Genomic DNA, 13,594 nt, shown 5'->3' on the forward strand with positions numbered 1-13,594 from the left:
CCGCCTCTTTTCATAATGTATAAATTTTTAACTTACGCTAAAATTATCTTTAATTTGATTATCTTTAATTAAAGATAATTTTAAAGGATATACAGCCTGTTTGTCAATAACAAGAAAATGTTGTGAACATAAAAGAGAAACTAAACACATAGTTAGTTTCTCTTTATCTTCCCTTCAACAAACTGCTGATCTTTTCCAACAGCGGTTACTTCTTAAGCACGCGCTGCACATTTTGCTTCATCAGCTCCGCAATTTTTGTTTCATTTTCACGCGACGTCTGCTCTAATTTTTCTATAACTAGCTGCTGTCTCTCTGCTGAATGATTTTGACTTATCTTTTGTTTGCCTTCCATTTTGCTGATATCAATTTTAAATCCAACGATTCCTTTGCTTAAACCATTCATATAAGCAGGATCAACGTCATTTAGTGTATATGTACTACTCGGGCTTTCATATTTTTCTACCATCTTACTCAGCAGCCCAAGCAGTTCTGTTGGTTCTTCAATCATTTTCATGGTTCCATACACGTGAACAGCTTCATAATTCCATGTTGGTACAGCTTGATTCGTTTCATACCAAGACGGTGAAATATAGCAGTGAGGCCCTTGAAACACAATTAAAATTTCTTGATTTTCAGCATCTTTCCATTGCTGATTCGGACGAGCAAAATGCCCGTATAAAGCTTTTTCTTTCCGATCTAACATCAAGGGCAAATGAGTAGCATAAGGCTTTTCATTATGATATGAAAACAAAGTGGCGAATCCATTGTCTTCAATAAAATCATACATGATTTGTTCATCATTTACTTTAAAATACTTTGGAATATACATCGGCACTTCTCCTTTATCTTTTATTTAGTAAAGAATATAATAATACAGGTGTTTGCAACAGCGTCAGTTATAAACTTTTTATGGAGGTCAGCAAACATTTAATCGTTTATGAATCGATTTTTTAAGAAGCTTATGCTACACTGCTGTGATGTAAACCGCTGATTTTTAATATGTATTTATTTAGCACATGATGCAATTAGATAGTTGTTGGTTAAGCAAAGCGTTGGGGATCAAAAAAAGAAGAGCCCGTTTAAAACAGCTCCTTTTTCTCGCTTATCTATACAATTGAGGATTTTTTTCTCGTTTGATAGGTCCGCCTTTGGCTATATGCCACTCAATGACGCAATCCGTCAAGCGATCGTATACGTCGTCTTCTAAATACGGATCTTCTGCCGAAGTGAACAAGGTGTGAACATCGGCTTTTATTTCGGCTAGCATAGCTGCGCTGAATACGGTAGGGTCATTTAATACGTCTAATATATATAACACCAGCATCTCAAACCCGCTGTCCCAATTGGCATTTCCGTTTCCTTGAGCTTCACAGCGGAGCTTTTCAATAGCTCGGATAACCTCTCCTTCTACAATATCCGACTGCCCATTTCTCGGGACATAGTTTACCCATAGTTCTTTTGCTTCGTCAAAATATTTCATTCTGCACTCCTTTTTCTACTATTTTATTGATACCTTTTATACGTAAAAACCGCGCTGGAAGTTTCATGAAAATGGAAAAAAGCAGTCGCTGTAACTGCTTTTTAAATGGTGAGCTGATAAAGGGCAACTCCAAGTAGCCAAATCGATGAGAGCATCAAGACAATCCCGAATACATATAACCATTTGCGCACAAATCGTTCACACGATACGTTAAAGTATCCTTTAGCTATCCAATACATCGGGATAAGAAGCCCTTTAATCCGAATCCGCTTCATTGATTCATCGGATAATGATCGAGATAAAGAAAGAATTATTAAACTGACCATCATAGAAACAACCGCTATCACTACGTTTAAAATATGACTCTTCATACACTCCCTGCTTCTCCCTTTTTTATAGCTACTATTTTAGCATAGCGAAAAGGCGAGGAGTGCATATAAAAAAATGAAATACTACATACTTTACACGTAACGTGTTAAAAACACAATTTCTCATCGGAAAGATAATAACAACTCAATAGGAAAAGGTATCCAAACCTTAAGAAAAGGGTATTTTAAAAGTAACGAAATTTTTCTTACTTAAAAAGGATGGATTACATTGACACCAAACCAACAGGAATATCTTAAAAAAATACATAGCATCCAGGAAAACCTAGCCAAAACGTGGGCTGAATATTGGCACCACTACTCCACTCCAGGCTCTTGGCAGTTTTGGATTACCTTGAGTGCTTTTATTTTACCTTTAGTCATTCTCTATTTTTTAATTGATCGAAAAAAAGCCTTTCACTTAGGGTTTTATGGATTTAACGTGCACGTTTGGTTTCACTATAGTGATACCGCTGGAGTTTATAACGGGCTGTGGACGTATCCTTACCAAATCAACACAATCATACCCGTAAGCTTTAGCCTAGATGCTTCGCTTATTCCTGTCTCTTTTATGCTTCTTTATCAATGGACAATTAACCATCATAAAAATTACTATTTATACGCAACGGCTCTTTGTTTGTTTTTTGCTTTTATTTTCAAACCGTTATTAACTGGGATTGGCTTTTTCCAGCTGCATGAATGGGCTACTTACGGTCATTTATTTGTATTTTATCTCGGTGTGATAGTGCTATCAAAATGGATTACCAACCTTTTTCTTTATTTTGAAAAACACAATTGAATACGTTGAGTGCATGTAAAAAAACGTAAGCCTCTTTAAAAAGACCTTACGTTTTTTGTAGTGGCTTTATTTGCTCGCTGTCTGCTTCCTCAAAAGATAACACGCTTTTTTCATCTCACAGTACCTCTTTTGCAGATAGCCCCTTTTGCTTGTGTGGATTTAGAACATGCTGCATCTAGCAATAATAAAACTTTTGTTAGGAAAGAAAATCTCGTTTTTCCTAAGCCCTGCTTAAATTAGCGTTGTATAAGTCCATTAAACTGCTTAAATCATCTAACAGCGGGCAGTGGCCTACACCTTTCATAATTTTTAACGTTGCATTTTCCCCTATGCCTTTCGCGATGTCAGATGCATCTCTTGTCGAAACCATCTTATCTTCATCTCCTTGAATAACCATAGTAGGAATCGTGATTTTTTCCACCTCTCCTGTCCCTTGAACAACACCATTAAAATCGTTTGAAATATTAAATCTCATGAGTGCGTAATTGATATCAATTAAGTTGCGCTGCTTGATCGTTCCTTCTAAATACTTTTCAAATTGATCAGCAGACGGCTTATTTTTTGTATATAAAAATTGACGCAGCATCATTTTTAAAAACCATGTGTTTTTTGTTTCTTTCGCGTTTTCTACCATTCTAAATGCTTCTTTTACTTCTTCTTTGGTTTGTATAAAATTGTTAGGAATAGGCAGTTCTAGAAACGTTCTTCTTGGAATGGGATAGCCTTTGATGTTGACGGAGCTTAATAGAATTAAATTTTTGGCATCATTCGGATGATCAATCACATATTGCATAGCAACTGCTCCTCCTAATGACCACCCGCTTATTGTAAAAGCAGACAACTTTAAAGCATCCGCAAACAGTTTGACATCATCTGATAAGTCTTTGATTGTGTGGATAGGTGTATGATAAGTGGAGTCTCCAAACCCTCTTAAGTCGATGGCATAAGCTGTGATGTGTTCTGGAAGTTTGTTCATTAATACGTCCCAGTTAAGGGAAGAATTCATGTTTCCGTGAATTAACAAAAGCACCTCTTTTCCGCCTTTTTTCATTCGATAATTTACTGTTTCTCCATTCGGTAATTCTACTTTTGCTTGTTCTAAAGCAGATACGGTCATCGCTATTTTCCTCTTTTCTTATATAATTAGAACGATCCTAGCATTTATTTTTTAATACCCTATTTATCAAGATTTAAGCAGTTTGAAAGAAGTTGTGCAAAAGCCAAAATAATTCTATGTCATTCTATTTGCTAAAAAAAGCAGCCAAATACGCGATTCGGCTGCCTTTTTATAATGAAGAAATATACGAATGAGCAACAAGGCCATTACTTTTTCGGTGCGTCCAGTGCTTGATAGGCAAGCTGATATTTTCCGCCTTCAGCCACTTCTGCATGGTAAAGAGCTTTAAGAGCAAAGTTTTTTTCAAGGCTGTGCTCTTTCATCAGTCCATTCAGCTTACCTTGCAGTTCCTGGTTGTCCTTAATGAGCTGCTTCATCTGTGATTTTAGATATTTCATGGTGTTTTCCGCTCCTTTCACTTGATGAATATCTATCAAGTATATCACTTAAGGATAGGATAATGGTAAAACGGCTTACGATTGACGAATTAAATTTGTACCGCTCTGTTCTTTAAGCGCCCTACAAGCGGAACCACGATGATACCTGCTATCACAACTTGCATCACATTGCCCGGTATAGAGCCAAGCGGAAGGATCCAGTTACCGTAAAGAATCACTTCGGCAAAATAGTAGCCCACGATTTTTACAATCAGCGCAGCAACAACTGCCAGTGTGTTCACAAGTGCTCTTTTACCCGGTGCTTTTTCGGAGATAAGACCTGCTAAAAAGCCCATTGTCCCTACGATAATAAACGTAAACGGTGCCCATGCTGTCCAGCCGGAAATGAGATCGAATAACCCCATTCCAAAAGCCCCTGCGATGGCTCCTGTTTTTTTGCCGTAAAGAAAGGCCGCTATAAAGAGAGGAACGTTGCCTAAGTGAATAAGGCCTCCGTTACCCATGATGGGAAGCTTGATGTTGATAAACATGGTAGCTACAAACGTTAGTGCGATAAAAAGCGCATGCATGGATAAAGCTTTGATTTTGGTTGATTCTCTTGGTGAGTATGTTGAATTCATTTGTTGACCTCTTTCTTTTTTTACTACTATCATACTCCTAATTGGACACTTAATAAATATGTAAAACTATTTATTTAGTAAGGTATATCATTCTAGGAGCACACAGGGATCCTCCAACTTCAAAAATTGTCCTATCCATTCTTAAAAACATAAAGCTACCTCTGCTTCTTTTAGCAGACTGCGGCGCCTAATTTTTGTTATGGTAAAGAGTCTGTTCGGACATAATATGAGCAAATCGTTTTTTTTCAAGAGTTGACGAAGGCTGATAAATATGAGAAGTTATATGTTTGTAGAAATGAATGGAATAACCTAGAATTCCAGTGGAACCTGTTACTATAATTGTACTGATATTGACTAAGTCCGTTCAGATTGTGGCAGTCATAATTTTTACATACAGCAAGCAAGTTATAGGAGGAGCAAGAATGGATAATAACGATATTTTAATTAGATTACGATATGCCTTGGATTTAAAAAATACAGAAATGGTAGAGATCTTTAATCTTGGCGGAGAAGATGTAACAAAAGAAGACGTATTAAAAATCCTTACGAGAACACCGGATGAAGAAGACGAGGATGCAGTTCATGCGGACGATCATATACCGTGCACGAACAGTATGTTAGATTCTTTTTTAAACGGTTTTATTACCTTTAAAAGAGGAAAACAAGACCCTAAACCAGGGCAAGCACCTCCAGCGCCGGTTCAGAGCAATCAAAATATGTATAACGTCTTATTAAAGAAAGTGAAAATTGCTTTGTCCCTAACAAGTGAAGAGATGTTAGAAGTATTTGATGACGGTGGCATACGTGTATCTAAAGCAGAATTAGGTGCTTTATTACGAAAAAAAGGCCACAAAAATTACAAACCGTGCAAAGAGAATTTTGCTCGAAAATTCCTAAGAGGCTTAACCGTACAATATAGAGGATAAAATGATACACACTTTTTCAAATCAGAGTATCCATTATGAAATACGATATAAAAACCGAAGTTCTTTTGCGATCAAAGTAGACGGATACGGAACGGTCGAAGTCCTGGCTCCTAAAGGAACGTCTACTGAACAAGTACGTATGTTATTAGAGAACAACTGGGCATTGATTCATCAAAAAATAAGCGAAATGAAAGATAGAACGCATGGACCAAAGAAAAAAGTCTATGAACACGGAGAAAGCTTTTTGTATGTAGGAAAAAACTATCCGATACAGATTCATCACGATTCGACCATTACAAAGGATTCTGTAGTGTTTGAAGCGGACACGCTTCAGGTTTATGTCAATCAGCACGACGATGAAGCGATAAAACAAGCGCTCAAACGCTTTTACTATCAGCAATGTAAAGCGCTAGTAACCAAGAGTATCTCCTCCTATCAAAAACATTTTAAAACAAAGCCGCGATCCATCTCGATTTCGGATAGCAAAAAAGCGTGGGGCACGTGTGATTCTAAGCGTCAGCTAACCTTTAACTGGCGGCTGGCAATGGCACCGCAGCACGTCATTGATTACGTAGTCGTTCATGAAATGTGCCACATGGTTCACATGAATCATGATCGGTCCTTTTGGCGTCTTGTCGGAAAAATCATGCCCGACTATCGTGAACAAGAGCACTGGCTGGAAATGTCGAGCTGGGAAATGACGGTGTAGTACCGCTAAACAAAAAAGAGCAGAAGCCCAGGGGCATACTGCTCTTTTTTTGTCTTTAACTATAGCGATACTTTCTTAAATCTTTTAAAATAGAAATTTCTTTTAACAATTCTTCTCCGACGTTTGTTTCTAAAACCATTTTTCTTTCTAGTTCTTTGTCAACTAATCGCTTTACGGATAAGACGTCCGTTCCTTCTAATAAAATCTCTTCTTTTGAATTAAAGTGTTTGTGAGCGACTAGCTGCATGCCGTAAGAGTTATATAATAATGTATATCCAGCGATCCCTGTTGTGGACTGATACGCTTTTGAAAAACCGCCGTCAATAACAATCATCTTTCCATTTGCTTTGACCGGGTTTTCTCCTTCAATTTCTTTGACAGGCGTATGACCATTAATAATATGACCGTGATCAGGATTCAGATTAAATTCTGCGAGGATGTTTTGGCAGACTTCCTCATTTTCCCGTAAATAGTAGTATGGATTCTTCTTCTCTTTATGCGTTGTTTTATCACTGATAAAATATCGTTCAAACGTCGTCATTGCGCGTTTCCCAAAGAGTGATGAATATTCTCCTGTCCATAGGTACCAGACCATATCTGTGGCCAAATCATCCGTTTCTTCAGGATGTGCAAAAGCCTCTTGTAAATAATGTTCAAAAACATCAAGCAAGTTACGGCCTGCATACGTTTTATCTTCTATCGTCATTTTTTCCATGTTTCCTTCTTCATCTAAAGGAATGCAGCCGTGTATTAATAAGTTTCCGTTGTATTTCAAATAAAGGCTGCCTTTTTTCATAAGAAACTTCATATGTCTCGCCAGCTTTTCCGAATGCTGCACGGAAAGCAGCAGTCTTTCCATTACCTGCTCTTCTTCTTCTAATAGCTGATCAGGCTGCGCCGGATCCACCGTTGCAAAGCAGCTGTTTTCTAGCTGATACGTGTTTCCGTATATCGTAATTTCATTTTTATCATAATCAATTTTTTCAAGCAGCAGCCTTTCCGACATATTAAAGAAAGGACGTCTTTTTATAATCGGACTTTCAAGCTTGAACTGAATCATCGCAATAGCCTGATGAATTTTCGTAATTTGTAGTCGTTCATGATCCGATAGTTTGTCACTCGAGCTTACTTTTGGTCTAAAAGCAGGATTATCATCATAGTATTTCTCCGCCAAGTTAAGCAGCGGTCTCAGGTTAATGCCATATACGTCTTCAATAATATCTAGATTGTCGTATCTCGCGCAGATACGAATAATATTGGCAAGACAAACTTTCGAACCCGCAAAAGCGCCTAGCCATAGTACATCGTGATTTCCCCACTGAATATCAACGGAGTGATAGTTAATCAGCGTATCCATAATTTTATCCGGTTCAGGTCCACGATCATAAATATCTCCTACTACGTGCAGATGGTCCACAACCAATCTTTGCGTCGTATAAGCAAGCCCTATAATAAGCTTATCGGCTTGCCCAAGAGAAATAATCTGCTGAACAATTTTTGTATAGTACTGTTCTTTATTTGTAAATTCATCCGTTTTATATAGCAGCTCTTCAATAATGTACACAAATTGCTCCGGCAATGCTTTACGCAGTTTAGAACGCGTATATTTAGAAGAAGCGTATGAAATGAGATTCAGCATACGATCAATGATTTCTTTATACCATTCATACAGTTCTTTTTTGTTTCGAAACTGCGCTTTAATCAACGGCAATTTTTCTTCAGGATAATACACTAATGTCGCAAATTCATTGATTTCTTGGTCAGATAATACATTTTTAAAAAGATCTTTGATTTTCTCTTTTACATTCCCTGAACCATTTCGCAGCACGTGCTGAAAAGCTTGGTACTCGCCGTGTAAATCACTGACAAAATGTTCGGTCCCCTTTGGCAGATGAAGAATAGCTTCAAGGTTAATAATTTCGGTTACCACTTTTTCTTCCGTATCATACTTTTGTGCAAGTAAATCTAGATATTTTGTGTTCAAAACTATGTATCCCCTTTCAACGTTCACCATTTAGTATAATCACCGCTATAACCCTATAAGATAAATGGTGATTATAATGTTACGCACCTCTTATTTAACTCTTTTCTCTCCATGCCTCACCTCTTTATTTTAACCTATTTTACGTATGGGTAAAATGGTATAAAGTCTATTTGTCTATAAAGATTAACAGCTCTTGTCCCCTTGAAGATGACAGCTAGCTGATAACATAAAAAAACCTGCTGACTAAGATCAGCAGGTTCGATACATATGAAAGAAGCGCACATAATTAAGAAAGTTTACTCCGACCTCTAAACAATAACAGATCTTTTCTTCCCTCGCTGTGAGAAAACGCACAGCGTCAAATCCTTGGTGATGGTACGATAAAGATGACCTTTCTTTCTGAGACAGGAAAAGTCATCCTTTGTATTATATAAGAATCATCATTCTGTTGAATCTCTGTTCTTCTACGTTCAGAGATTTTTTCTATTGGCTTTGTTAGATAAAGCACGAGAAGAAAGTTCATACAAATACATATGGGACACGTAGGCTACCTGAGTCTGCTGTTTAACGAAGGAAGAAGTTGTATGTGGCTTTTTTCAGTAACAATTGCTTCTATTATAATATGAAGCGCTGTTGTCAAATCTTTAAAGAAGAAACATAAAGGAAAAATCATTACGCTAATGTCTGCAGGTACCCTATCCGGCTTCATTCTGACCGTTTCACTTTTTCAAAGTATCTGGTTTTTAAAAACCTCGGCTAAGCAAATTAGCTATCCAACAGGCGGCTTCTCGCAAGTGGATGTTACGATACAAAAAAAGCAGCGGATGCAAGACATCACGCTGCTTTTCTTAACTCTACACACCTCAGTAAAAGAGGATATGGTAGAGTGTTTGTACAAATGTAGTGATTGGTGTACTTAGTGGATATTATTCTTTCGGAAATTACCGCCTTTAACTTCGGCTACGTCATATACCGTAACAAAAGCCGTCGGGTCAATTTCATTGATAATTTCTTTCATTTTGCTTTCTTCCAAACGGTTGATTACACATGTGATTTCCTTGAATTTCTCATGGGAGTATCCGCCGTAAGCTTCTTTATATGTAGCGCTTCGACCTAAACGATCACGTATTGTTTCTACCATTAACGCAGGCTGAGAAGTGATAATTTGGAAGGTTTTCGATCCGCTTAACCCTACCTCTACGATGTGAATAACTTTGGATGCAATAAAGTATGCAATTGCAGAAAGAATCGCGCCTTGCAAACCAAATACTAATGAAACAAAAATAAATACAAATGCATTTAAGAACAAAATAAGATCACTTGTTCCAAACGGCAGTTTTCGAGAAAGCAGTACAGCTAGCATATCGATTCCATCTAGCGCGCCGCCATTACGCAGTGCGATTCCCATTCCAAAACCAAGGATAATACCGCCGACAACGGTTACGAGTAGTGTATCTCCTTCAATAATCGCTGGGGTGTGATGCATGAGGCTTGTCCCGACAGCTAGTGAGACGATTCCGAGGATGGAAAATATAGCAAAACTTTTCCCGATTTGTTGATACCCTAACCATACAAAAGGAATGTTAATAACGGCAATGAGAACTCCAAGTGGTAAGCCAAATAGGTTCGAAGCAACGATACTAATGCCTGTTACTCCTCCATCTGAAACGTGGTTTGGAATTAAGACAGTTTCTAGGCCGTAAGCTGCAATAATTCCTCCGATAATGACCATTAGTGCTCGGAAAGCAATTTTTAGCCGCTTAGGCCTGTGGTGTTTTTTAGTTGTGTTCATATAATTCCCCGCTTTTAAATGTTTTTTACTATTTAAGTGTACCACAAACATTCTCTTTATTTGAACTGAGGAGGCTTACGTATCGTTTTTTAGCTCACATAGTGCAAACATAGACAAAGGAGAACTTCTAGCTGTACAGACTCTACCCTTGCAATAAGTCCTCATTTCTGTTAAGTTTAAGAAGAATTATTTTTGTTCGGTAAAGATTGATAAGTTAAATAACTTTCGTCTATAGATTTGGGCAAGGATAGTAACACAATGTGTGCGTGTCACACTAGGAGGCAACAATTATGGAACAAGGTAAAGTAAAATGGTTTAACGCAGAAAAAGGTTTTGGATTCATCGAACGCGAAAACGGAGACGATGTATTTGTACATTTCTCAGCAATCCAAAGCGAAGGCTTCAAATCTTTAGACGAAGGTCAAGCAGTTACATTTGAAGTAGAACAAGGTCAACGCGGCCCTCAAGCTACTAACGTTCAAAAAGCGTAATCCATCATAAATATAAAAAGACAGACTCCATGGAGTCTGTCTTTTTCATTACTTTGAAAATACAATAATAAAACCCTACTCCTTGAGGAATAGGGCTTATTAATACAAAAATAGTAATCGGTAATACAAATGGTAAACTCAGTATAGCATAGTATTGGCGTAATCCAAACTATAAATCAATATTTCTTCATGAATAATTATGATTCGTGTTTCATTAACTCTTCTTCAAAGAAAAATGTACTTGGATATTTATCAACTGTATAAGAATATCTTTTCATGTTTTTCACATAATGACTTTTTACAATGATCACTATTTCATTAGATGCTTTTATACTTACTGTTTCTCCATTAGCAAATAAGCTTATACTCATATCCTTCATCCTCTCTCATATCAAAAACAATTAAATTTTTAACTTTATTTATCGGGAAATATAATGTGCATTTTATATTTTACTTTATGAGCATTCTGATAGTCAGCAACCTTTTCCAACGGCTACTCCAGCGAAAGTTAGTTTTTTGATACCTTACGTATACCTATCTTTACTAGCTTTCTGTCTCCAATGTCTATACTTATGTTTAAAGTAACCTTTTTAAAATCATTTCTTTTTAAATTATTAAAATTCAAAGTAAAAAGACCCCTGTGTGGAGTCTTTTTTACTTTGGATTAATTACGCTACTTTATGAACGTTAGCAGCTTGTGCTCCGCGTTGACCTTGTTCAATGTCAAACGTTACTTTTTGACCTTCTTCTAACGATTTAAAGCCTTCACCTTGAATAGAGCTGAAATGTACGAATACATCGTCTCCGCCTTCAACTTCGATAAAGCCGAAGCCTTTGTCTGCATTAAACCATTTCACTGTACCTTGTTCCATAATAGTGCCTCCTGGTGTGGAATACTCCACGCTTGTATTACTACCCTTGTCCAACCATACTATCTTAAGATAAAAAATTCTATAGAAGAGATTTCTCTTCTCTCAATCTTATACCGAACAAAAATAATTAACTTAATCGTAACATACGGAACCGCAGATAGCAAATACAGGGAATGAAATAAGTCTTTGAATGGTAAAAAGAGCCTTCTCTATGCTATACAAAGAGAAGGCTCTTTTTACGTGTTCATATTTTGCACAGCAGTTAATGGAGCAGCTGCTTTTTATTTGCTTTATTTTTCTGTTTGCTCCGTGTGCCACCATAATGAGTCTTTTGGATTTTCAACCGCTTCATTGTACTCAGACTTAGAAGCAACTGTAGGGTATGAACCTTTCAGTGATTTTCCTGCCGTGTTCGCGAACAGGAACAAGATTACGAAAAATCCGATGATGCTCACAATCGTTAAATAGAACGCTGGAGCCAAGTGATTGCCCGTTGCGTGAACTAACCATGTCGCAACTAATGGCGTCGTTCCACCAAAGATAGAAACTGAAACATTAAACGTAATCGCTAATGTTCGGTAGCGAATATCTGTGTAGAACATCGTTGGCAGCGTTCCAGGCATTGTTCCTTCATACGTAGCAAGTAAAACACCTAGAATAAGAATACCGATTGAAATAAAAACTAAACCATTTAAGTTGATTAAATAGAACGAAAAGGCTGACAGTAAGCTCAATCCGCCTAAACCGATTAAGAAAACTTTCTTGTTTCCGATTTTGTCGCTCAGTTTTCCAAACATAAGAGCAAGCGGCACCATTAAAATCATCACTGCCGTAATTAATACCGTACCAACTGTGTTGGATAAACCAATAATTTCATTTAAATAAGAAGGCATGTACGATAATAGCATATAGTTTGTAATGTTAAAGAAAGCCACTGCTACGAAACAAACAAACACATCTTTTTTGTGATTTTTTAAAATAGAGAGGAAGCTTTCTTCTTCAACTTCGTCTTCGTTGGAAAGTTCATTTTCAAAAATAGGTGTTTCCCCTAAACTTCTTCGTAAATAAAAACCAATAAGTCCTAAAGGCAATCCTAATAAGAAGGGAATTCTCCAGCCCCATGAGGCCATCTGTTTATCCGAAAGAACAAAAAACAGTAAGCTAGCTAGCAGTGAAGCAAGAATATAACCAACAAGTGTACCGATTTCTAGTCCACTTCCAAGCACATTTCGCTTATTGTCTGGAGACGATTCTGCAATATACACCATCGCACCAGCATATTCACCACCAGTTGAAAAACCTTGGATGATTCGTGCAATTAATAAAAGGATGGGTGCCCATATACCGATTTGATCATATGTAGGTAACAACCCAATGAGTAATGTGGAAAAGGCCATTAAAATAATGGTGGTGGTTAAAACGACTTTCCTTCCTAACTTGTCCCCGATTTTACCGAATATAACACCGCCTAATGGACGCATTAAAAAGGCAATCGCAAATGTGGCAAATGTGAACACTAATTTGAGCTGATCATTTTCAACTGCGCTAAAAAAGTTTTGACTAATAATCACGGCTAAATATGAATACAAGCCAAAGTCAAACCATTCCATCGCGTTTCCTACTCCTGTAGCAAAGACGCTTTTTTTAGCTTTGTCAATATCTACGACGTTAATTTTTTTCTTATTAAACTTCATTTCATTACGTCACCTCCGCGGTATACGATTATACAAGACTGAGTAGTAAAGTCAAATTTGACTCACTGTATTTCACATGTAAATGTGTTGGAACACTTCTTATTTTTAAGTAAAAAACGAAAACTATTCATGTGATGTTAAATATTTAAAAAGGTTATGGCTAAAGGGTTTGAAGCCAAAAAAAGCTAAGGAAAGAACGCTAATAAATAAATGAATTAAAACCAAAATAAACTTTTTTTATTTCAACGTACAATCGGTTGCTATTAAAAAACGATTTCCGTCTAAAATAGGGATCGCTTTCGATGGAATTACAGTCGCTGAAATAGCAACTTGTCGTTAAAGATAGC

The 13,594-nt window shown here is 37.0% G+C and carries 15 protein-coding genes; 4 read left to right on the forward strand and 11 right to left on the reverse strand.

The window, feature by feature from the left end:
• Window positions 1-205: 205 nt before the first annotated feature.
• From N178_RS04335 to N178_RS04345, 3 genes are all read right to left on the reverse strand, one after another.
• Complete coding sequence (locus tag N178_RS04335) at window positions 206-829, reverse strand: FMN-binding negative transcriptional regulator (protein WP_045290764.1); 624 nt, start codon at window positions 827-829, stop codon at window positions 206-208.
• 273 nt (window positions 830-1,102) lie between these two features.
• Complete coding sequence (locus N178_RS04340; RefSeq protein ID WP_045290766.1) at window positions 1,103-1,480, reverse strand: hypothetical protein; 378 nt, start codon at window positions 1,478-1,480, stop codon at window positions 1,103-1,105.
• A gap of 101 nt (window positions 1,481-1,581) precedes the next feature.
• Window positions 1,582-1,851 carry a hypothetical protein gene (locus N178_RS04345; RefSeq protein ID WP_045290768.1) on the reverse strand — a complete coding sequence of 90 codons (270 nt, stop codon included), beginning with the start codon at window positions 1,849-1,851 and terminating at the stop codon, window positions 1,582-1,584.
• A 226-nt stretch (window positions 1,852-2,077) separates the two neighbouring features.
• On the opposite strand from N178_RS04345, the gene N178_RS04350 reads away from it, so the two are divergent.
• Window positions 2,078-2,644 (forward strand): CBO0543 family protein, encoded by a 567-nt coding sequence (locus tag N178_RS04350; protein ID WP_045290770.1) that lies wholly within the window; start codon window positions 2,078-2,080, stop codon window positions 2,642-2,644.
• A gap of 220 nt (window positions 2,645-2,864) precedes the next feature.
• Here the strand turns inward: N178_RS04350 and phaZ are convergent, their stop codons facing one another.
• The 3 genes from phaZ to N178_RS04365 all read right to left on the reverse strand — a co-directional run bounded on the left by phaZ (window position 2,865) and on the right by N178_RS04365 (window position 4,779).
• Window positions 2,865-3,761, reverse strand: a complete 897-nt coding sequence (phaZ, locus tag N178_RS04355) for an intracellular short-chain-length polyhydroxyalkanoate depolymerase (RefSeq protein ID WP_045290772.1) — start codon at window positions 3,759-3,761, stop codon at window positions 2,865-2,867.
• 206 nt (window positions 3,762-3,967) lie between these two features.
• On the reverse strand, window positions 3,968-4,159 hold the full coding sequence (locus N178_RS04360) for a hypothetical protein (RefSeq protein WP_013058089.1): 192 nt from the start codon (window positions 4,157-4,159) through the stop codon (window positions 3,968-3,970).
• An 89-nt stretch (window positions 4,160-4,248) separates the two neighbouring features.
• Entirely contained in the window at window positions 4,249-4,779 is a 531-nt protein-coding gene (locus N178_RS04365; RefSeq protein ID WP_045291057.1) for an ECF transporter S component, read from the reverse strand.
• Between the two features lie 422 nt (window positions 4,780-5,201).
• On the opposite strand from N178_RS04365, the gene N178_RS04370 reads away from it, so the two are divergent.
• Window positions 5,202-5,705, forward strand: coding sequence for a YehS family protein (locus N178_RS04370; RefSeq protein WP_034268493.1), 504 nt, complete (start codon window positions 5,202-5,204; stop codon window positions 5,703-5,705).
• Between the two features lies 1 nt (window position 5,706).
• Entirely contained in the window at window positions 5,707-6,414 is a 708-nt protein-coding gene (locus N178_RS04375) for a M48 family metallopeptidase (RefSeq protein WP_045290778.1), read from the forward strand.
• A 55-nt stretch (window positions 6,415-6,469) separates the two neighbouring features.
• On the opposite strand, the gene fbp is transcribed toward N178_RS04375, so the two are convergent.
• Window positions 6,470-8,398: a fructose-1,6-bisphosphatase gene (fbp, locus tag N178_RS04380; protein WP_045290780.1), complete on the reverse strand. Its 1,929-nt coding sequence runs from the start codon at window positions 8,396-8,398 to the stop codon at window positions 6,470-6,472.
• A gap of 916 nt (window positions 8,399-9,314) precedes the next feature.
• Window positions 9,315-10,190, reverse strand: coding sequence for a YitT family protein (locus N178_RS04390; protein ID WP_013058095.1), 876 nt, complete (start codon window positions 10,188-10,190; stop codon window positions 9,315-9,317).
• A gap of 290 nt (window positions 10,191-10,480) precedes the next feature.
• Between N178_RS04390 and N178_RS04395 the strand changes: the two genes are divergently transcribed.
• Complete coding sequence (locus N178_RS04395; RefSeq protein WP_025908891.1) at window positions 10,481-10,681, forward strand: cold-shock protein; 201 nt, start codon at window positions 10,481-10,483, stop codon at window positions 10,679-10,681.
• Window positions 10,682-10,878: 197 nt separating this feature from the next.
• Here the strand turns inward: N178_RS04395 and N178_RS26895 are convergent, their stop codons facing one another.
• The 3 genes from N178_RS26895 to N178_RS04405 all read right to left on the reverse strand — a co-directional run bounded on the left by N178_RS26895 (window position 10,879) and on the right by N178_RS04405 (window position 13,247).
• Window positions 10,879-11,052: a hypothetical protein gene (locus N178_RS26895; RefSeq protein WP_169746652.1), complete on the reverse strand. Its 174-nt coding sequence runs from the start codon at window positions 11,050-11,052 to the stop codon at window positions 10,879-10,881.
• Window positions 11,053-11,349: 297 nt separating this feature from the next.
• Window positions 11,350-11,553: a cold-shock protein gene (locus tag N178_RS04400; RefSeq protein WP_014459099.1), complete on the reverse strand. Its 204-nt coding sequence runs from the start codon at window positions 11,551-11,553 to the stop codon at window positions 11,350-11,352.
• Window positions 11,554-11,843: 290 nt separating this feature from the next.
• A complete protein-coding gene (locus N178_RS04405) occupies window positions 11,844-13,247 on the reverse strand; it encodes an MFS transporter (RefSeq protein WP_033580232.1) in 1,404 nt (467 codons plus the stop codon).
• Between the last annotated feature and the right edge of the window lie 347 nt (window positions 13,248-13,594).

The organism is Priestia aryabhattai B8W22, assembly GCF_000956595.1.
GTDB classification, from domain to species: domain Bacteria; phylum Bacillota; class Bacilli; order Bacillales; family Bacillaceae_H; genus Priestia; species Priestia aryabhattai.